Consider the following 18,767-nt stretch of genomic DNA (forward strand, 5'->3'; position numbering starts at 1 on the left):
ACCGTCTTCGGATGGCAACAGCCACATCGTAACGTTTCATCCCGGCGGCCAACAGCCCCCTTCGGCGTGTCCGGGCGCACACTCGGGTGAAGTAGGTCACGCTACCTCCGGGGGCGGCATTTCGTCAGATCGGGTACTGGGCGTGGCCGTACTGCTGGATCGTCACCCACCGCTGCTCGGTGAAGGAATCGATGCCGGCCTGGCCGCCGAATTTTCCATAGCCGGAGTTCTGGATTCCGCCGAACGGGGCCATGGGCTCGTCGGCCACCGGCTGGTCGTTCACGTGCACGATCCCGGTCCGTAGCCGCTGGGCCACCTTGAGTCCTTCGTGGATGTTCTCGCTGATCACGCCGGCGGTCAGGCCGTACTTCGTGTCGTTGGCCAGCTCCACCGCGTGCTCCGGATCCCGCGCCGGGAGCACGGTGGTCGCCGAGCCGAAGATCTCTTCGTGGAAGATCCTCATCTCGGGCGTGGTTCCGGTCAGCACCGTGGCCGGTACGATCGAATGGTCCAGCTTGTGCCCGCCGGCCACCGCCGTCGCGCCCTTCCGCACCGCATCGTCGATCAGTTCGTACTGCCGGTGCGCGGACTTCGCGTTCACCGCCGGGCCGATCACCGTGGCCGGATCGGCCGGGTCCCCGGTCGGCAGCGCGGAGACCCTCCGCGCGAACTTTTCAGTGAACTCCTCGGCCAGGCTCTGGTCCACCACCACGCGGTCCACCGACATGCAGATCTGCCCGGCGTTCATGAACGAGCCGAATACGGCGGCGTTCACCGCGTAATCCAGGTCCGCGTCCTTGAGCACCACTAGGCTGTTCTTGCCGCCGAGCTCCAGCACGGCGGGCTTGAGGTTTTCGGCCGCCATAACGCCGATCTTCCGGCCCACCGAGGTGGACCCGGTGAAGTTCACGATCCGGACGCGTTCGTCACTGATCATGGCGCTAACGACGTCGGCGGCATCCTCGGACGCGTTCGTCACCACGTTGAGCACGCCCGGCGGCAGGCCGGCGTCCAGCAGCGCATCCGCAAGGTAGAGCCCGCAGGCCAGCGGCGCGTCCTCGCTCGGCTTGAGCACCGCCGTGTTGCCGACGGCCAGCGGAATGGCGATGGCCCGGATGCCCAGGATAAACGGCGCGTTCCAGGGCGACATGGCCCCCACCACTCCGAACGGCTGGCGGACGGAGAGCGAGTAGGCGCCGGGCATGTCGGAAGCCAGCACGTCGCCGCGGGTGGCCGTCGTGGCGGCGGCCGCCTCGCGCAGCATGTTGGCGGCCAGCCCGGTATTGAACAGCGACCACGGCTTGACCCCGCCCACCTCGCCGGCCATCAGTTCGGCGCCCTGTTCCGCCCGTTCCTCCAGCAGGTCCGCGGCCTTCAGGAAGATCTTCCTTCGGGCGCTCGGGGCCATGGCCACCCAGTCGTCGAAGGCGGCTGCCGCCGCATCCACCGCCTTTGTCATATCCTCCGCCCCGGCCGCGGCCACGGACGCGAAGGCCTCGCCGGTATAGGGATTGATGTCCTCGGTGGTCTTGCCGGAGGCGGCCGGGACATGCTTGCCGCCGATGATCAGGTCACGTGTGATTGCCACTGAAGCCTCCCTAGGTCCGGCGGCCCCCGCCTCGGGCGGAGGGCCCGTCTTGACACTCCCTTGCTACCACTGACCAGCACCGAAAGATAGGGAGGGCACCGCCGTCGTTCGCCGGCACCGCGCTTGCACCGCGCGGCGAGGACTGCCTCCCGCCGGGCTGCCGGGTTCCGCCGTCGGGACCCCCAAAATTCGCCGTCCGGCCCCTCAGAATCCGGTCCCGCCACTCCCTCGTTTTCGGCGTTGCCCCATTTCCCCCCTGCGGCGACGATTGAAGTCCATCCATAGTTTCGCGGGCATGGCTGGTGTGGGGCTCTGGTCCGTGCCCGTTCCTCGAGAGGACACTCGACGTGAGGAAAATTCCAGCCGCCCTGCTCACCTGCGCCCTGGCGCTCGGCACCCTCCTGCCGGCGGCCCAGCCGGCCACGGCAGCCACCACCACTACCGTCGTCGCCGCCGGCAGCACCAACGCCAAGGCCCTCTTCAACAATGCGGGCGGCTACGTCGCCTCGAACAAGAGCTTCGGCCAGAGCTACTACCTGAAGAACATCAAGTCCAACCGGACCGGGGTGCTGCAGGAGAGCCGCGGAGGCAAGTGGGTCACGCTGCGGAAGCTCAGCTGGCGCAAGCAGGCCGGCCTGGTCAATTCCACGGCGGTGACCGTCCGGACCACCAAGACCACGGCCAGCGTGGTCAAAAAGTACCGCCTGGTCGTCAGCGCCACGAAGCTGGAGAAGCAGTGGGTTTCCGCCACGGCCACCCTGCGGCATCAGAACCCGCGGCACTACACCGGCTACAAGAGGACGGTGTACAACACGGTCAAGAAGTACTGCCCGAACGTCATCATCCTGACGGAAAGCCGCACCCGCAGCTACACCTACAGCACATCGCTCCGGATGAACGTGGCACGCCGCCCGGCGGGCCAGTTGCTGAAGTATGCGGCCCTGCACGAATGCGCGCACGTGCGGCAGTTCAGCCTCTACTCGCCGTCCCAGCAGCCGACGCTGCACAAGAAGCTGAATTCCATCTACAAGACCACCCGCGGCGTGGAAATGGCCGCGGACTGCATGGCCTTCCGCATGGGTGTGAACAGCAAGCTCATCTTCGGCACGTACACCAAGAACTGCTCGGGGGCGCGGGGAACGGCGGCGGCGAAATTGCTGGCCGGCCGCAAACTCTGAGCCGTCCACAAGGCTGCTCAGGCCCCCTTTTCCGCCACCCGGGATTGTGCGACGATGCCCTCATGAGGCACGGATACAGCCACGGCCACCACGAGGACGAGGACCTGCCGGCGAGCGATCCCCGAGCCATTGCCGAACGCCGCCGGGAAGCGGAGGAGAAGCTCGAGCAGCACCAGAAAGAGGCCCGCGAGAAGGAAGCCCACGAGCATCCCAAGGCCTGAGCCTCGCTGGCCTGAACCTGAGCCCGCCGGGCCGGGTTAGCCGAGCGCGCTCAGCGCCGCGAAATAGCCCGGGATCCGTTCGGTCGAACCGCTGGACTTCATCGGCACCGCCTCGATGACCGCAGGGCCTTCGGCGAGCAGCTCCCAGGCGGCCGGATCGAAGACGCGCCGGCATTCGCGGCGGCCGAAGTGTCCCGGCATCGGCAGCCCCTCGATCGCGCGCCGCAGCGGTCCGGGGATGCCCCGCCGGTCCGCCCCGAGATGGGCCACGTACTGGAACCTGTTGCCCTGGAAGTTCGTCTCCGCCAGGAACACGCGTCCGCGCCGGCCCACCAAGGCGTGCAGATTCGCCGCCAGCCGGGCTTGCTCCGCCTGGTCCAGCACATGCAGCACGCCGCGCAGGAACACGTTCGCGTCGCCGCCGGCCGCCTCGCGCAGCAGACCGGCAGCGCCGTCGGCCGTCGCGTCCACGGCGAGGAACCGGGCATTGGGCAGGTCACCGCTTTCGGCGCCCGCCCGTGCCACGGCGCTGTCCGACACGTCCACGCCGATCGCCTCGGGAAACATCCCGGCCAGCCACCGCGTGAAGGTGCCGTTGCCGCAGCCAACATCGATCACCGGCAGCGAAGGATCCAGCTGGGCGCGGATCTGCTCCTCGTAGCGCTCCCGTTCGGAGGCGGCCCCGGCGTCCCAGAGCACCTGGCCTCCCCGCCCGGTATGGCTGATCCCGGCCCAGTACCGCTCCCACGCCATGTGCGGATTCTTCGGCACGCGCGAGGAGAGCTTGGCCAGAGTCGGCAGCAAGACGAGGGAATCCCAGAGGTTATGCATGGATCAACCTTAGGCAGGCGGAAAGTCCGCATTGAACAGGGACACGACGGCGTCGGCTGGCACCGGGCGGCTGAAGTGGAACCCCTGGCCGTAGACGCAGCCGAGTTCCCGCAGCCGCGCGGCCTCCCCGGCTGTCTCGATACCCTCGACGATGGCATGCAGGCCGGCCGACCTGATCAGCTGCAGAACCGCGGCCACGAAGTCGCGCTGGCCCTGGTCCGAGTCGATGCCGCTGATCAGCGACTGGTCCACCTTCACGGTGTCCGCCGGCAGCGAGCGCAGGTAGCTGATGGAGGAGTAGCCGGTACCGAAATCGTCGATCTGCAGCCCCACGCCCAGGCCGCTGAGCTTGGTCAGCACCTGGGCCTCCTCCGTCTCGCGGGTCATCAGGACGGTCTCGGTGATCTCGAAGACCAGCTGCCCCGGCGCGACGCCGCAGCGCGTCAAGGCTGCGGCGACATCGTCCAGCAGATCCTTCCGCAGCAGCTCCGCGGCGGACAGGTTTACATGCAGCTTGACGTCCTGCATGCCGGGCACGACGGCGTTCCATGCCTTCAGCTGCGGCAGCGCCTCCGCCAGGGCCCACCTGCCGATGTCCACGATCAGCCCGGTTTCCTCGGCAAGCGGGATGAAGGTGTCCGGCAGCACCATGCCGCGTTCCGGGTGCCGCCACCGGACCAGGGCCTCCAGGCCGATAATCCGACCGGTCGCGAGGGCGACAACGGGCTGGTAATGGAGCGACAGCTGCCCGGCTTCCAGTCCGGTGCGCAGCTCCGCGGCCGTGCGGGAACGCTCCTGGGTCGCCTCGAGCATGGACGGGACGAAGAGCTGCACGTTGTTCCGGCCGCGGGACTTGGCGACATACATGGCCACGTCGGCGTCGCGCTGCAGGGTCGCCGCGGTGTCCCCTGCGGAACCGATGCTCACGCCGATGCTGCCCATGGCCCAGACGGAGGCCGAGCCCACGGTGATGCTTCTCTGCAGCGAGCGCAGCACCCGGTAGGCGATCGCGCGCACGTCGTCTTCGTTCGCGTTGGGAACCAGGATGGCGAATTCGTCGCCGCCGAGCCTGGCCACGGTGTCCGTCTCACGGACCGAGGCCCGCAGCCTCCCGGCCACCTCGACCAGCACCTCGTCGCCGGCCCCGTGGCCCAGGTTGTCGTTGATGGTCTTGAAGCTGTCGAGGTCCAGCATCATCAGCGCCGGCGGACGGCCTCCGTGCTGCACCGTTTCCATGGCCTCGATGATCCGTTCCCGCAGCCGGGACCTGTTGGCCAGCCCGGTGAGCGCATCGGTCATCGCCATCCGCCGCAGCTCGGCCTCCGCCTCGATCAGCTCCGCGGTCCGTTCCGCCACGCGCTGCTCGAGGTCGGAGTAGATGTAGTGCAGTTCCTCCGCCAGCAGGTTGACGCCGGTGATGACGGCGTCAATTTCGTCCCGGGCCTGCGACGGCTGGATCCGCGCCGACAAGTCACCGGACGCCAGCTTCACGACCCCCTCGACCAGCTGCTTCAGGCGGGGATCCTTGGGCTCGGCCGCGGTCACCGGTGCACCGGAAGTTCAACGGAGATGGTCGTCCCCTCGCCCAGGCGGGACTGCACCAGAAGCTCCCCGCCGTGCTGGTGCACCAGGTCCTGCACGATGGCCAGGCCAAGGCCGGTCCCCTGGATGGCGGCGGCCGTGGCGTTGGATCCGCGGAAGAAGCGTTGGTACAGCTTGGGAACCTCGTCTTCCGGTATCCCGATCCCGGTATCGGCTACCCTGACGCAGGCCCGGTCCACGCCGCCGTCGCCGTCCGTGCTGGACAGCGAGACCGTGACACTGCCGCCGGACGGCGTGAACTTGACCGCGTTGGAAATGATGTTGGTGAAGACCTGCTCCAGCTGCGCGCGGTCACCCTCGACCTGCACCGGCTCCGGATCCTCCAGCTGGAGCCGCAGGTCTCCGGCCGCCGCGGCCGGCGCCATCGTCGCCACCACGGACCGGAGCACCGTATTGAGGTTGAACTTCTCGATCGACTGCCGGATCTGCTGGGCATCGCTGCGCGAAAGCATCAGGACGTCCTCGATGAGCTGGTGCAGGCGGTGGGCGTTGCGCGCGACGACCTCCAGCATGCGGGACGTTTCCTCCGGAAGGCGCCCCTCGCCGTCGTCGATAATCAGGTCGAGGTAGCCGATGATGGAACTCAACGGCGTCCGCAGCTCATGGTTCACCGTGGCGACGAACTCATTCTTGGCCCGGTCCAGGTCCCGCAGCCGCTCCAGGACCTGCCGCTGCGCGGTGATCAGCTGGCCCTGCACCAGCCCGTGCGCCAGGTTGCCGGCCACGTGCTGGACCAGTGAGGCCTCCATCGGCGTCCAGGTCCGCGGGGCGTCGGACCCCAGCCAGAGCAGGCCGAAGGCATTCGCACCGTGGCCCAGCGGCACGATCAGCGACGAACGCAGTCCGTCCCGCGCCGCGGACTCCGACAGGGGGTCGCACGACGGCGCCAGGGCCGGGTCCCGGTGGTCCGGCACGGCGAGCACGGTGGCGTCTTCCCACAGCTGCGCGGCCAGCGGACGCACGGCGTCCTCCGCCAGCGCCGGCGTCGCGCCGCGGATCCCGTCCGCGTTCCAGCCCAGGGCCTGCTCCGGCACCCGCTCGTCCCCGAAGGTCACGATCCAGCTGTGCTCGACCCCGAAGGCTTCCCCGAGGCCGGCGATCACGTCGCGGGACATTGCCTGCGGGTCGTGCGAGCCCCGGATGGCTTCCGATATGCGCCGGGTACGGCTGCGCATAGCCTCGGTTTTTTCGCGGCGCTCGGCCCGCTGGCTGTTGCGGGCCAGCGCGGCGCGGACGCGCAGCACCAGCTCCGCCGGCTGCAGGGGCCGCAGCAGGAACTCGGACGGGTCCCACTGGGCGATCCGCTCGGCCGGTACGCTGCCGCCCGTCACCAGGACTACCGGTAGCCGGCCGCGCAGGCCCGTCCGCGCCAACTGCTCCAGCCAGCGGTCGGCCTCCGCCTCGGAAGCGGCCAGGATAATGACGGCGCCGTGCTGCTCCGGGGCATCGGGGGCCAGCAGCTTGACCAGCGATTCCCCGTCCGCGGCCTCCCTTACCGGGAACCCCACGGCACGCAGCGCCGAACAGGCCTCCGCCCGTTCGGAAGGCCTGTCCCCCGCGACTGCGACGGGCGCTTGGGCCGCCGGCACCGTGGCTGTTTCCATGAATCCTTTTCCCGACGCCTGCGCTGCTGCGGGCGTCGTCACATGCAAGGGCGAGCCCCACAGTCAATCATTTCACCATCGCGGCCGCCCCTGCGCCAGCATCCTGCCCGACCCGGGTCGGGTGCGCCGCGCGGGACGACTAGGCCCAATGCAAGCCCGCGTCCTTCTATGCAAAGATGGAGGCTGCAGACCACGTATTCGAAAGGATGCCAATGTCCGGGATCGCCGCCTATATTGACCACACATTGCTCAAGCCGGAGGCATCGCGCGAGGACATCCTGAAAGTCTGCGAGGAGGCGGTCAAGTACAAGTTCGCCTCGGTCTGCACGAACCCCGTCTGGACTGCGCTCGTGCATAACACGCTGAAGGGCTCGGGCGTCAAGACCTGCGCCGTCGTCGGCTTCCCCTTTGGAGCGACGCCGACGGACGTAAAGGTCTACGAAGCCCGCGGCGCGAACCTGGACGGCGCAGACGAAGTGGACATGGTCATCAACGTCGCCGCCGCGCGCGCCGGGGACCGCAGTTCGCTCTTCACTGACATCGCAGCCGTGGCCGACGCGGTCCACGCCGGCGGCGCGCTGCTGAAGGTCATCCTGGAAACCCATTTCCTCACGGACGAGCAGAAGGTGCTGGTCTGCGAGGTCGCGGCCGAAGCCGGCGCCGACTTCGTCAAGACCTCGACCGGGTTCACCGGCGGCGGGGCCACGGTCGAGGACATCAAGCTGATGCGCGGCGCCGTCGGAGCCGCACTGGGCGTCAAGGCCTCAGGTGGAGTGCGCTCGATCGAGGACGCCAAGTCCATGCTCGAAGCCGGCGCAACACGGATCGGCGCGAGCTCGTCAGTAGCTATTGTTAACGGCGAGACAACTTCTTCCGGATACTGACGTCCGGCCCACCACCCGCATTTCGAGGAGAGAAAATCCCCCATGGCAACCCCTAAGCAGCGCTCCCACTCCGGCGAAGGCCACCTTGTCAGCAACATCGTGACTTTCGTCCTCATGATGGTGCTGTTCCTCGGCGCACTCGTCGCCTTCGGCCTTGAGCCGGAGATCGGAGCGATCCCGGCCTTCGCCCTCGGCCTGGCGCTGTTCACTCTGGCCTTCTTCATCCCGAAGCAGATCATGGGTCGCTCGGACTCCCACAAAGACCTCGCTAGCTAAATCCCCCAATGGGCGATAAGCCCCCCAACACCTGGGCGCACAGCCTCGGTTGCAGGAGAACTCCGGTGCTCGGCCATGGCCGAAAACCCGGTGGCACCTGCAACGGCTGTGCGCTCAGCCCGTTAAAGTCGCGCGCTCAAGGCACCCTTAACGAGGCGCAATAACGACGGCGGAACCGACCCGCCGTCGTCGGCTTTCCGCTGCCGGTGGATGCGCATGTAAACTGGCTCACGGTGTGACGGGAAGTCTGGTCGTCGAGCAATTTGTGACGTCCCGATCCCAAGGAGAGCCATGACCCAGCCTGCTCCCGGCAAATCCAAGACCGTCCTCGGACGCGGCAGCTATCCCGAGTATCTGCGGATCAGCGACCTCCTGCGCAAGGAAACCGTCGGCGGCATCCTCCTGCTGATCGCCGCCGTCGCCGCCCTGGTTTGGGCGAACTCCCCCGCCGCGGACAGCTACTTCGCCATCCGGGACTTCAAGATCGGCTACGAGCCGTGGCACCTGGACCTGAGCATCGGCAAGTGGGCCTCCGACGGCCTGCTGGCCATCTTCTTCTTCCTCACCGGCCTGGAACTCAAGCGCGAGTTCGTCGCCGGCGACCTGCGTTCACCCAGCCGCGCCATCGTCCCCATCGCGGCGGCGTTCGGCGGCGTGGCGGTGCCGGCCCTGATCTACGTCATCGTCAACCTCAGCGCCGGCCCCGAAGCGCTGCGCGGATGGGCCATCCCCACCGCCACCGACATCGCCTTCGCGGTCGCCGTGCTGGCCGTGATCAGCTCGCATCTGCCGAGCGCCCTGCGCATCTTCATCCTGACCCTCGCGGTGGTCGACGACCTGATCGCGATCGCCATCATCGCGTTCTTCTACACCTCCGAAGTCCATGTGCCGTTCCTGCTGTGGATGCTGCTGCCGCTCGCACTCTTCGCCTTCCTGACGCAGAAGTACGCCCGGTTCTTCGCCCGGCACCACGCCGCGGCGTGGATCGTCCTGCTCCCGCTGGGCGTCGTCACCTGGGCCCTGATGCATTCCTCCGGCGTCCATGCCACCGTTGCCGGGGTCCTGCTCGGCTTCATGGTCCCTGTCCAGCGCAGTGCGAAGGACGGCGGCCCTGATGCGGGCCCTGGCCTCGCCGAGCTGCTCGAGCACCGCTTCCGTCCGCTGTCGACCGGCTTCGCGGTGCCGGTCTTCGCCTTCTTCTCCGCCGGCGTGGCGCTCGGCGGATGGCAGGGCTTCCAATCGGCCGTCACGGACTCCGTCGCCTTAGGCATCATCCTTGGCCTGTTCGCGGGCAAGCCCATCGGCATCCTGCTGACCACGTGGGTCCTCACCAAGGCGACGAAGGCGCACCTGGACCCCTCGCTGAAGTGGGTCGACGTGCTCGGCGTCGCCATCCTCGCAGGCGTCGGCTTCACCGTCTCGCTGCTCGTCAACGACCTCAGCTTCGTCCTCGGCACAGAGCACCACGACCACGCCAAGGTCGCCGTCCTCACCGGCTCCCTGGTTTCGGCCCTCGTGGCCGCTGGCGTCCTGCGTGCCCGCAACCGCCACTACCGCCGTGTCGAGGCCGAGGAGCAGCTGGACGCCAACCACGACGGCATCCCCGACGTCTACGAGGAGGGCCACCGCGCCTGAGCTCAGCCCGGAGCACCGCCGGCAATTGGGCAGGCCTAAGAGCACACTCCCTTTTGTCCAGACTCGCTCAGGGTCCAGGTCAGGGGCTGCGTTCCTCCGGCGGAATCGGTCTTGGTCAGGACAACCTTCCAGTTGCTGTTGTTGAGGCCCAGCTGGTCCAGCGAGATGGTCAGGGTCGCCAGCCCTGACGCGTCGGGCTGCGGTGCCACCACCGTGATCGGGTCCTTGCCCGGTTCCTGGCCGCCGTTGTTGAGGCGGACCGCTGCCAGCGTGAAGCCCGTTCCCGGCGACTGCATCCACCGGATGGTAAAGGCCTTGCCATCCTCGGAGACGGTGCAGCCGGAACCCACGATCCCCACGGCGACCGTCACCTCGACCGCCGCCGACTGCGACCACTTGGCCGCCGCCGCTCCAGCGCCGACGCCCATCAGCACCGTGGCGGCGAAGACTGCGGCGGCGACACGAAGCTGTTTCACCTGCTGCCACCGGGCCCGCTCCATCATCATGCCTCGGCCTTCCTCTTCCGGTGGGACTCCCGCGCCCCGCGGACGATGCTGACGACTCCGTAGCCGATCAGGCCGACCGCCAGCCACTTGGCCACACCCTCGCGGTTGTTGTTCTCCATCCAGTTGGCCGCCCAGCCCACGTGAGGCACGGCATACAGCAGCTTCCCGCGGACCTGCACCTCCTGGACGGGAACTTCGTCCTCCAGCGAGTTGTTGTCCCCCTTGGTGATGAGCGTACGGTCGCCATCCTGGTTTACGCCGACGGACACGATCCGGTGCGTCACCACCGCCGGTTCGCCGGACTTGAGCTGGTAGGTGATCACGTCACCCAGCCGGAGCGAATCGAACTCCACCGGCTCCACGATGAGCAGGGTTCCCGGCGGATACTTCGGCGCCATCGAATTCGTCAGCACCGTGTACGGCTGGGAACCGGTCACAGCCGGAATGACAATCAGGATTACGGCGGCATAAAGAGCCATACACAGCGCCACGAACCCCAACACCCGGCCGACAGCGTGCCGCATCCCCCGAGGCTTGGTTCCAGGACTGGATTCAAAGCCAGCAGCAGTCATAGCTATCCGTTCAAAGCTGGTCAACGATAATCGGCACGGTGATCTTCGCCTGCGTGCCGGAAAGTGCCTGAGGCGCGGTCGAAGCCAGCGCCAACTGAAAACAGAAGACGGCCGACGCATCCTTAGCGAGGCTCACCTCGGCCGTGCCGCCGGCCCCGGTGAAATCGACGGCACCGCAGCTGGTCGTGTCCGCAGGAACCGCCCTGGCCTTGACCACAAGATCACCGGCGGAAGCCTGTCCGACGCGGGTCCGGACCGCGAAATCCGAGCCCGCGTTCGTCACGTTCGAGACCTTCACACCCGCATAGGCCGGCACCGTGCTCGACACCAGGCCGCTGGGCCGCAGCGGCAGCAACGCCGACGCACCGAATGCATCAACCATGTCCACCGCTGCGCCTGTCCCTACCTCGGCTAGCGTGACGCGGAAATCCGCCGCCTGGATGGTGCCGGCCTCCACCGGCACCACCCTGCTCCACAGCGCGTACGTCCCCTGCACACTCAGCAAACCAAGTACGACGGCGGCAGCGAGGAGAGCGCTAGCCTTCAATAACGTCTTGGTCCGCATCATGTTTCTCTAGGAAGTCGGGGCGCAACGCTCACCCGTAAAATATGGGGGTGAAGGTCGATACCTCCGGAACAGCTACGCTGTTGGCGCCGTCTGCTGCAGCTTGTAGGTGACCTGTCCGAAGCTGTACTTCTTCATGACGCTCTGGCGGCCTGAGGTCTCTGCCTTGAAGGTGAACTCTGTAACGGCGGTGACGTCTGCCTTCCCCTTTATGGATAAGGTTTCTAAGTCGCTCTTGACTCCGTCCTTGGTGAAGGTCGTCTTCGTTAAGACGCTGTCGCCAAATCCGTTGACAGGATCACCGGCCATCGAAAGCTCAGCTTCAATACCGTTACCATCTACCACGGCGGTTAGATTCTCGGTGTAGGTGAGAGTCTCGCCCGGGACTACCAGGTACTCATTGATGTCGCCGACAGGCCCGGTGACATCCGACTCCCACATTCCGTCCAACTTTGATTCTAGATCGAGGTTGCCCGCCGTAATGGTCCCTGCACCGGACTTCACGCTGTCGCTCCAGACGGCGAGCGTGCCGCCGCCGCCGAGGAGCAGTGCTACGCCAATACCGGTGGCGATGGCACCTTTCGTCATTTTGTTCATTTGTAGCCCCAACTGTTGAAACTAATTGCTGACAAAGGCCACCCTTGCCACCGATTCTCAAGAATGGACGCTAGGTAAACAAAAGGAACATGCAAGATCTCCTCAAGATTTGCCTCCTGCCGGGCCGCCGAATCTTGAGGAGATCTTGAGGTGTTTCTGCGCTGGAGCTTGAGCATGTGTGGCGACAATTGCTGCATCAGGTCGGATCACGCGGACGGAGGAACCATGAGGGTCGACGACCAATTGGTTTCCTTCGAGGCCCTGCGAGAGCTGGCGGATGAGTTCGATGACGACCGTGTATGCCGGTCTTTCGTGGGTAACTTCATCAGCATGTGGGAGGCCCGGCATGCCCGGCTTCGGGACGCCGTTCTGGCATGCGATGTGAAGGCTGCGATGGATGCGGTGCTCAGCGTGAAAACAGCCAGTGCCATGGCGGGCGCTAAGCCGTTGTCGGCGCTAGCTGCGAAGCTTCAGCAGCTCATCCAGTGCCTGGGCGAGGAGATTCGGACGTCGCGTACGCTCGCGCTCCTCGAGGAAATCAAGTCCTGCGGCGAAGCAACCATCGTCCAGCTGAAGCTCTGGTATTCGGGCTCAGCCGGATCTGCCGGCAGGTAGTTGAGGACCCGGCAGCGGGGTCGGTTAGCGGAGGGCGTTGGGGGCCAGCCGGTAACCGACTCCGCGAACGGTCTCAAGGAACTTGGGCGAGCGGGAGTCGTCCCCGAGTTTGCGCCGCAGGTTGCCGACGTGGACTTCGATGGCGCGCTCGTCGGCGTCGCTGATGAAGGAGCCGGTGTCATATTCCTCGTACCGCAGGCGGCGCACCAGGTCAGCCTTGCTGCGCACCACACGGCCGCTTTCCAGCAGCGCATGCAGCAGGTCGAATTCGGTTCTGGTGAGCTCGATGGCGGCTCCGTCGACCTCGGTGGTGCGGGTCCTGTGGTTCAGCGCCAGTCCGTTGTGGAAGTAGGCGCTGTCTTCCTCCTCCATGGGTGCGGCGGTGTCCACGGATTGCCTGGCTGACGTCTCCGGAGAAGCGGGAGCGGGCTCCGGCAGAGCTGCCGGTGCGTGGCTGCCAGGGTTCGGGGAGGGATCATTCTCCTGGGGTACTGCGGGACCTTGGCCGGTCCGAGGCCGGCGGAGCATGGCGGTGATCCGGGCGCGCAGCTCGCGGGGCCGGAACGGTTTGGTGATGTAGTCGTCCGCTCCGGACTCAAGTCCGAGCAGCGTATCCAGTTCTTCGGCCCGAGCCGTCAGCATGATGATGTATGCGTCGCTGAACTGGCGGATCTGGCGCGCCGTTTCGAAGCCGTCGATATCGGGAAGTCCGAGGTCGAGAGTTACCACCGTCGGGTTGCTTTCGCGAACAACGGATACGCCTTCGACGCCGCTGGCGGCGGCATACACCTCGAACCCGGCCTGCGACAGGACAGCGCGAATGAGATCGCGTATGTCGCCGTCGTCTTCGATAATGACTGCTACCCGTGTTGGAACCACACTGCCCCGCTTCGCATTTGTTCCCCAACCTATGCCCTGACCTGCATTGTAGCGCCTTGTCAGAACGATTTACCATACCGCTTTCCCTGCGCTCCAACTAAGTGTCAGAATCCCGACCTATACTGATGTCGCCGGTGGGGGCCTGCCTCCTGCGCAGGCACGCACCCGTCGTCAACAGGAACAGGATTCGTGCGCCATGTCCACGGTCGTCAGAAGAACCCTGGGGCTGATCGGCGTACGCAAGCCGTTTTACGAGCTTAGCCTTCGTGTCCGGGTGGGCATAAGCCAGCTGCCGCTCGTGCTCACCGTGGCGCTGGTCACCGTGCTCGTCGCCTGCTTTTTCCCCGAAATCCTCCGGCATCCATCCTTCCTCATCGGCCTCGGACAGATTGCCGTCCTGACCGTTCTGGCGTTCGCCGTTCCGTGGGACAACCTGCCGCGGGGGTCCTACTGGGTCATCCCGCTGGCGGATTTCATCGCCATCGGCGCGCTCCGGCACAGCGGGCAGGAGGCCATCACCGGGCTCGGCCTGCTGATGCTCTTCCCGGTTTTCTGGCTCGCTTGGTCCGGCATCGCGCCGAGGACCGCTAGGGTCATCAGCTTCGTACTGCCCCTGGCCATCGTTTGGCTGCCCGCCTTCACTTCATCCGGACCGGTCGCCCTGCCGGACCTGGCCGCGACGCTCATCGTTCCGGTCCTGATGCTGGCCTTTGGCCTGACGATCTCGGTGGCCAGCGAGAGCGAAACGGCCAGGCAGCGGGCGTTCGAGGCGAAGGACCGGGAACTGCAACAGGTCCTTCGCGAGACGCGGGACCGCCAGCGGCTGCTGGAAACCATGATGGACACGGTCAGCGTGGGGTTGGTGGCCGTGGACCGGGGCGGGCACGACATCCTGATGAACCGGCACCAGCGCAACAACCACCTGCTCGCAGCCCCCAGTGGCAACCCGGACCCGAACGAGGCCCAGCTGCTGGTCTTCCAGCCCGACGGCACGACCCCCATTCCCCTGGAAGAGAGGCCGGTGCTCCGGGCGATCCGCGGCGAGACCTTCAGCGACGAGCTGATCTGGATCGGTGCCGGCAAGCAGCAGCGGGCCATGGCTGTCACCGCGCGGCCCATGACTGACGACGACGGAGACTTCGACGGCTCCGTGATCGCGTTTTCCGATGTGACGGAGCTGGTCCGTGCGCTGGCAGCCAAGGACGACTTCGTCGCCAGCGTCTCCCACGAACTGCGCACCCCGCTGACCTCGATCATCGGCTACCTGGACCTGGCCCTGGAAGAAGTCGAGGAGACCGATGCGGCGGGGCGGCTGGCTGGCTCGCTCCGGGTGGCGCAGCGCAATGCGGAGCGGCTGCTCCAGCTCGTCTCCGACCTGCTGTCCTCCGCGTCCGGGCCGATGAGCATCGCCCCCACGCACTCGTCCCTGGCCGAGGTGATCCGCTCCAGCCTCGACTCGGCGGCCCCCAAGGCCGAGGCCGCCGGCGTCGTGCTCCGCGATGACTGCCCGGAGACGCTGCAGGCCTTCATCGACCCGGACCGGATCGGCCAGGTCGTGGACAACCTGCTCTCCAACGCCATCAAGTACTCCCCCGGCGGCGGCGACGTGGAGGTCCGGGCCTGGGCGGACGGCGGTCACGCCGTCCTCGAGGTCCGGGACCACGGCCTGGGCATCTCGGAGGAGGACCAGCGGGAGGTCTTCACGAAGTTCTTCCGCACCGCCGCGGTCCGGCGGACGGCCATTCCCGGCGTCGGCCTCGGACTCGTCATCAGCAAGTCCATCGTGGAAGCCCACGGCGGCTCGATTGAGTGCCGGAGCACGCTCGGCGTCGGCACCACGTTCACCGTCACGCTGCCCCTGGACGAGGCGCGGGCCGGGGAACGCCGCCCTGCTCCCGCGGGTGCCCGTTGACGGCCGCTCCCTCGGACGCCCCGTACGGGCGCGGCCACCTGGCGGCCTCCCTCCTGGCCCTCTACCTGGTCACCGTGGCGTTCATCGTGCTGTGGCCGTCCCCGGTGGACCAACAGGCCCAGGGGACACTCGCGAGGATGCTCATCCGGCTCCATGCCTTCGGGGCCCCGGCCTGGATCGACTACAACCTCGTGGAAGCCAGCGCCAACGTCGCGATGTTCGTGCCGATCGGGCTGCTCGCCGGGATCCAGCTGCGCGAGGGCCTGCGGTGGCTGGCCCTGCCGGGGGCGTTCGTCGTCTCGTTCCTGATCGAGCTGTTCCAGGACAGTTTCCTGCCCGGCCGCTTCGGGACGATGCAGGACGTGCTGGCCAACACGCACGGCGCGGCCGTCGGCCTGGTGATCCTGTACGCGGTCCTCGAGCACCGCAGGACACGGAAAACGGCGCCGTCGGACACTCCGAAGAGATGAACGACGGCGCCGTACCGGGTTAGCGGTGCAAGTTACCGCTGCTCGCCGTGGCCCTTATGCTCCCACTGCTCGTGGTTGCCCTTGTGGTGGCCCTTGCCCTGGCCCTTTTCGTGCCCCGCGCCGTTGCCCTTGTGCGGCTGCAGGTCGGCAAACGTGGCCGTGGCATGTGCGACCGCGTCCGACATCTGGCCCAGCAGCTTCTCGTCGATGTTGGTCAGGTCGTCGCAGGCCGTGTGGTAGCACGGATCGTAGGCCTCGCCGGCGGTACCGCCGAAGATCGCCGCCTCGTCCTCGGTCTTGATGCCTTCCGCCCCGGTAAACAGGCCGCCGGCCGGGATGCCCGCGGCGATGAAGGGCGCGTAGTCCGAGCGGCCGCTGAACTCCGTCTCGGCCGAGGCCAAACCTTCGGAGGCAAAGTAGTCGGCGAAGACCTTCTCGATCTCGGCCGATCCTTCCGGCCCGGCCTGGCCGAACGCCGAGCCGTCGCCGTCATACACAAACCGGGCGCCGTTGGGCGATCCGACCATATCGAAGTTCAGGTTGAGTGCGTGCTGGGCGATTTCTTCGTCGCTGAGCTGCGAGACGTAGTACTCGGAGCCAAGCAGGCCGCTTTCCTCGGCGCCCCAGAAGGCGAAGCGGACCCGGTTCGCCGGTGCAGCCTTGGTCTTGGCCAGCTGGATGGCCGTTTCGAGGGTTGCCGCGGTGCCGGAGCCGTTGTCGTTGATTCCGGCGCCTTCGGCGACGCTGTCGAAGTGGGCGCCGACGACGACGGTCTCATCCGCATTGCCCTTGGTGTCCGCCAGGATGTTGAACGTGGTCGAGTCGACGACTTCCGCATCCACTGCGATCCGCACCTCGGTGGCCGGATCCTCAGCCAGCTCCTGGCCCAGGGCGTAGGTGCCGCCGACAACCGGCACGGCAGGGTCCGGAACGGCCGCGAGCGTTCCGTTCAGCAGGCCGCTGCGGTCCTCGCCATTTCCCTGGTTGAAGATGATGACGCCGGCCGCGCCGGCTGTGGCAGCCGCCTGCGCCTTCTCGCCGAAGGCGCAGGTGCCGCGCTGGATGAGGGCGATGTTGCCTTCCGGGAAGCCCGCGAAGTCTGCGGCTTCGCATCCACTGGTCGAAGCGGCCGGCTCGGTGAAGTTCACGTCGACTGCCGTCACCGCGGCGGTCACGTCGCCGGTGCCGGAGTATTCCATGGTGAGGAAGTCCGTGCCGTGCTCGTACGTGGTCGCCACGGGTGATAGCTGCTGCAGTTCGGATGGGCTGTTCTCGACGAACTGCTGGTAGTCGAAGTACTGGCGCTCCGGGTCATAACCGGCCTTGCGCAGCTGCTCCTCGACGTACTGTGCCGCGGCTTCATAGCCCGGGCTGCCGGAGGCACGGTTTCCCCCGTTGGCGTCGGCAATCTCCTGCAGTTCCTCCAGATGGTCGACGACGTTGTCGGTTTTGACTGCTTTCTGCAGCTTCTCCGCGCTGTTTGGTGCTGCCTGGGCAGTACCGCCCATGCCCAGCGCCAGAAGGACGACGGCGGACACGGCCACCGTGCGAGTGGTGCGTTGATGCTTCATCAGGTGCGATTCCCCTTCATCTGCGAACTCCCGGACCCCGATGTTCCCCAACTCCGGCCAGTGGCCCAGAGATTAGTAACCGCGGACGGGGATTGGAAGACTTTGTTTCAGATCTGGCCGTTCTTGCCTGCGCGGCGTCTCCTACTGCCCTGAGGTATTGACGACGGCGGGAATCCCGGCTCAGATAGAAAGGTTGACCTTCGGCTCAGAGACGGTTTCGCCAAGCACGTGGGCTGATGAATTTTCATCGTGTCCCCTGCGAAGAATCTAGCGCAGCACTCCGGCGTGCAAAAGAGTGCGGTTCGCCGCGGTGGAAACGGCCGCGAAGCCTGCGCCGAACATGGCCAGCGCCACCGCGAGGGCCACGGCCTCGGGCGTGAACGCACTTCCGGCCTCGGCCTCCAGCACCACCGGAGACAGGAGCACCAGCAGTGCGCCGGCCGCAGTCACGATCCTCTGGGCGGCCACGCAGCCGATGAGGACCAGCGCAGCCACCGCCAACGTCCACACCCAGTCGTTGCCGGGCAGCTCCAGCACTCCCATCCGACCGGCGTCCATCGCGAACAGCAGCAGCTGAAGTCCGCCGTAGGCGCACAGTCCGATGCCGAGGACGGTTGCCTGTCCGCCCCCCTGGTGGAGGTGGTTAGGAAGGGCGGCCAGGGCGGCGGCGATCAGCAGGGCAATGTAGACGGCCGTCCAGAAGGGCGCCGGCAGCACCGAGGTCGACGCGGCCGAGGCCAGCTCGAAGTAGCCGGCCGAGGCATGGACGAACGCGATGCCGCCGAGGACGAACTCCACGAAGGACCGGCCGAGGTGCAGGTTGCGGGCGGAGTCCGGCCACCGCCGGGCGAAGCTGACGAAAAGCGCGTAGACGCCGCCGATGCAGAGCCCGACCAGGGCCAACCGGCCTGCCTCGCCGCCGACGGCTCCCGCCACGACCGCGGTCACCGCGGATCCGGTCAAGAGAACGGTGCCCAGCAGCCCGGCATCCCGCTCCAGCCCGGCCGGCGGCTTGCGCTGCAAGGCGATAAAGAGCAGCAGCAGCGCGAGACCCAGGACAATAACTATCCGAATTCCGGTATCCCCCAGGTTGCCGACAAATGATTCCATCGCCCCGCCTACCGTTTGTCCGGAATTACCCCGCTGCGGATAGGCCTGCGTTTTCGGATTGCCTGTGTTGCTGACATATAGATTCTGTTCCCCCAACTGATGTCCGCCAACCGTGCTCCCCAGCACGGCTTCCATGGACTTGAAAGCACCC

Annotated in this window: 19 protein-coding genes; 8 read left to right on the forward strand and 11 right to left on the reverse strand. The window is 66.8% G+C overall.

The features are described 5' to 3' along the window. Window positions 1-124 precede the first annotated feature (124 nt). Window positions 125-1,588 (reverse strand): aldehyde dehydrogenase family protein, encoded by a 1,464-nt coding sequence (locus OC550_RS00215; protein ID WP_262103303.1) that lies wholly within the window; start codon window positions 1,586-1,588, stop codon window positions 125-127. Window positions 1,589-1,935: 347 nt separating this feature from the next. Between OC550_RS00215 and OC550_RS00220 the strand changes: the two genes are divergently transcribed. Then, complete coding sequence (locus tag OC550_RS00220; protein WP_262103304.1) at window positions 1,936-2,766, forward strand: hypothetical protein; 831 nt, start codon at window positions 1,936-1,938, stop codon at window positions 2,764-2,766. A 62-nt stretch (window positions 2,767-2,828) separates the two neighbouring features. Continuing rightward, on the forward strand, window positions 2,829-2,987 hold the full coding sequence (locus tag OC550_RS00225; RefSeq protein ID WP_262103305.1) for a hypothetical protein: 159 nt from the start codon (window positions 2,829-2,831) through the stop codon (window positions 2,985-2,987). A 36-nt stretch (window positions 2,988-3,023) separates the two neighbouring features. Here the strand turns inward: OC550_RS00225 and OC550_RS00230 are convergent, their stop codons facing one another. Genes OC550_RS00230 through OC550_RS00240 form a run of 3 tightly spaced genes read right to left on the reverse strand, consistent with a single transcriptional unit; the run spans window position 3,024 to window position 7,024 of the window. Then, complete coding sequence (locus OC550_RS00230) at window positions 3,024-3,818, reverse strand: class I SAM-dependent methyltransferase (RefSeq protein WP_262103306.1); 795 nt, start codon at window positions 3,816-3,818, stop codon at window positions 3,024-3,026. A gap of 9 nt (window positions 3,819-3,827) precedes the next feature. Next, on the reverse strand, window positions 3,828-5,363 hold the full coding sequence (locus OC550_RS00235) for an EAL domain-containing protein (protein ID WP_262103307.1): 1,536 nt from the start codon (window positions 5,361-5,363) through the stop codon (window positions 3,828-3,830). Beyond that, on the reverse strand, window positions 5,360-7,024 hold the full coding sequence (locus tag OC550_RS00240; RefSeq protein WP_262103308.1) for an ATP-binding protein: 1,665 nt from the start codon (window positions 7,022-7,024) through the stop codon (window positions 5,360-5,362). The genes OC550_RS00235 and OC550_RS00240 overlap by 4 nt, the downstream gene beginning before the upstream one ends. A 212-nt stretch (window positions 7,025-7,236) precedes the next feature. On the opposite strand from OC550_RS00240, the gene deoC reads away from it, so the two are divergent. From deoC to nhaA, 3 genes are all read left to right on the forward strand, one after another. Next, window positions 7,237-7,908, forward strand: coding sequence for a deoxyribose-phosphate aldolase (gene deoC / locus OC550_RS00245; RefSeq protein WP_262103309.1), 672 nt, complete (start codon window positions 7,237-7,239; stop codon window positions 7,906-7,908). A gap of 42 nt (window positions 7,909-7,950) precedes the next feature. Then, on the forward strand, window positions 7,951-8,184 hold the full coding sequence (locus OC550_RS00250; protein ID WP_262103310.1) for a hypothetical protein: 234 nt from the start codon (window positions 7,951-7,953) through the stop codon (window positions 8,182-8,184). 291 nt (window positions 8,185-8,475) lie between these two features. Continuing rightward, the gene (nhaA, locus tag OC550_RS00255) at window positions 8,476-9,819 is read left to right on the forward strand and encodes a Na+/H+ antiporter NhaA (RefSeq protein WP_262103311.1); all 1,344 of its coding nucleotides are present in this window, start codon (window positions 8,476-8,478) and stop codon (window positions 9,817-9,819) included. A gap of 35 nt (window positions 9,820-9,854) precedes the next feature. Here the strand turns inward: nhaA and OC550_RS00260 are convergent, their stop codons facing one another. From OC550_RS00260 to OC550_RS00275, 4 genes are all read right to left on the reverse strand, one after another. After that, the gene (locus OC550_RS00260) at window positions 9,855-10,325 is read right to left on the reverse strand and encodes a hypothetical protein (protein WP_262103312.1); all 471 of its coding nucleotides are present in this window, start codon (window positions 10,323-10,325) and stop codon (window positions 9,855-9,857) included. Next, on the reverse strand, window positions 10,322-11,017 hold the full coding sequence (locus tag OC550_RS00265; protein WP_306556895.1) for a signal peptidase I: 696 nt from the start codon (window positions 11,015-11,017) through the stop codon (window positions 10,322-10,324). Before OC550_RS00265 ends, OC550_RS00260 begins: the two co-directional genes overlap by 4 nt. Further along, window positions 10,908-11,462 (reverse strand): hypothetical protein, encoded by a 555-nt coding sequence (locus tag OC550_RS00270; protein WP_262103314.1) that lies wholly within the window; start codon window positions 11,460-11,462, stop codon window positions 10,908-10,910. Before OC550_RS00270 ends, OC550_RS00265 begins: the two co-directional genes overlap by 110 nt. A 75-nt stretch (window positions 11,463-11,537) precedes the next feature. Next, entirely contained in the window at window positions 11,538-12,059 is a 522-nt protein-coding gene (locus OC550_RS00275) for an alternate-type signal peptide domain-containing protein (RefSeq protein WP_262103315.1), read from the reverse strand. Window positions 12,060-12,284: 225 nt separating this feature from the next. On the opposite strand from OC550_RS00275, the gene OC550_RS00280 reads away from it, so the two are divergent. Then, on the forward strand, window positions 12,285-12,674 hold the full coding sequence (locus OC550_RS00280; protein WP_262103316.1) for an Hpt domain-containing protein: 390 nt from the start codon (window positions 12,285-12,287) through the stop codon (window positions 12,672-12,674). 24 nt (window positions 12,675-12,698) lie between these two features. Here the strand turns inward: OC550_RS00280 and OC550_RS00285 are convergent, their stop codons facing one another. Then, the gene (locus OC550_RS00285; protein WP_262103317.1) at window positions 12,699-13,553 is read right to left on the reverse strand and encodes a response regulator transcription factor; all 855 of its coding nucleotides are present in this window, start codon (window positions 13,551-13,553) and stop codon (window positions 12,699-12,701) included. 196 nt (window positions 13,554-13,749) lie between these two features. On the opposite strand from OC550_RS00285, the gene OC550_RS00290 reads away from it, so the two are divergent. Beyond that, the gene (locus OC550_RS00290; protein WP_262103318.1) at window positions 13,750-15,465 is read left to right on the forward strand and encodes a cell wall metabolism sensor histidine kinase WalK; all 1,716 of its coding nucleotides are present in this window, start codon (window positions 13,750-13,752) and stop codon (window positions 15,463-15,465) included. After that, window positions 15,462-15,935, forward strand: coding sequence for a VanZ family protein (locus OC550_RS00295; protein WP_262103319.1), 474 nt, complete (start codon window positions 15,462-15,464; stop codon window positions 15,933-15,935). Before OC550_RS00290 ends, OC550_RS00295 begins: the two co-directional genes overlap by 4 nt. 32 nt (window positions 15,936-15,967) lie before the next feature. On the opposite strand, the gene OC550_RS00300 is transcribed toward OC550_RS00295, so the two are convergent. Both OC550_RS00300 and OC550_RS00305 read right to left on the reverse strand, forming a co-directional pair. After that, window positions 15,968-17,506: a M28 family metallopeptidase gene (locus tag OC550_RS00300; protein ID WP_262103320.1), complete on the reverse strand. Its 1,539-nt coding sequence runs from the start codon at window positions 17,504-17,506 to the stop codon at window positions 15,968-15,970. Window positions 17,507-17,773: 267 nt separating this feature from the next. After that, window positions 17,774-18,616: a hypothetical protein gene (locus OC550_RS00305; protein ID WP_262103321.1), complete on the reverse strand. Its 843-nt coding sequence runs from the start codon at window positions 18,614-18,616 to the stop codon at window positions 17,774-17,776. Between the last annotated feature and the right edge of the window lie 151 nt (window positions 18,617-18,767).

Origin of the sequence: Arthrobacter sp. Marseille-P9274 (assembly GCF_946892675.1) — a bacterium.
In the GTDB taxonomy this organism is placed as follows: domain Bacteria; phylum Actinomycetota; class Actinomycetes; order Actinomycetales; family Micrococcaceae; genus Crystallibacter.

Excerpts from the sequence above, each read along its gene's own strand:
- OC550_RS00300 (WP_262103320.1), bottom strand. The coding sequence starts at position 17,506 with ATGAAGCATCAACGCACCACTCGCACGGTGGCCGTGTCCGCCGTCGTC.
- OC550_RS00250 (WP_262103310.1), top strand. The coding sequence starts at position 7,951 with ATGGCAACCCCTAAGCAGCGCTCCCACTCCGGCGAAGGCCACCTTGTC.
- nhaA (WP_262103311.1), top strand. The coding sequence starts at position 8,476 with ATGACCCAGCCTGCTCCCGGCAAATCCAAGACCGTCCTCGGACGCGGC.
- OC550_RS00260 (WP_262103312.1), bottom strand. The coding sequence starts at position 10,325 with ATGATGATGGAGCGGGCCCGGTGGCAGCAGGTGAAACAGCTTCGTGTC.
- OC550_RS00230 (WP_262103306.1), bottom strand. The coding sequence starts at position 3,818 with ATGCATAACCTCTGGGATTCCCTCGTCTTGCTGCCGACTCTGGCCAAG.
- OC550_RS00265 (WP_306556895.1), bottom strand. The coding sequence starts at position 11,017 with ATGCGTCGGCCGTCTTCTGTTTTCAGTTGGCGCTGGCTTCGACCGCGC.
- OC550_RS00290 (WP_262103318.1), top strand. The coding sequence starts at position 13,750 with ATGTCCACGGTCGTCAGAAGAACCCTGGGGCTGATCGGCGTACGCAAG.
- OC550_RS00270 (WP_262103314.1), bottom strand. The coding sequence starts at position 11,462 with ATGCGGACCAAGACGTTATTGAAGGCTAGCGCTCTCCTCGCTGCCGCC.
- OC550_RS00305 (WP_262103321.1), bottom strand. The coding sequence starts at position 18,616 with ATGGAATCATTTGTCGGCAACCTGGGGGATACCGGAATTCGGATAGTT.
- OC550_RS00275 (WP_262103315.1), bottom strand. The coding sequence starts at position 12,059 with ATGAACAAAATGACGAAAGGTGCCATCGCCACCGGTATTGGCGTAGCA.
- OC550_RS00280 (WP_262103316.1), top strand. The coding sequence starts at position 12,285 with ATGAGGGTCGACGACCAATTGGTTTCCTTCGAGGCCCTGCGAGAGCTG.
- OC550_RS00225 (WP_262103305.1), top strand. The coding sequence starts at position 2,829 with ATGAGGCACGGATACAGCCACGGCCACCACGAGGACGAGGACCTGCCG.
- OC550_RS00240 (WP_262103308.1), bottom strand. The coding sequence starts at position 7,024 with ATGGAAACAGCCACGGTGCCGGCGGCCCAAGCGCCCGTCGCAGTCGCG.
- deoC (WP_262103309.1), top strand. The coding sequence starts at position 7,237 with ATGTCCGGGATCGCCGCCTATATTGACCACACATTGCTCAAGCCGGAG.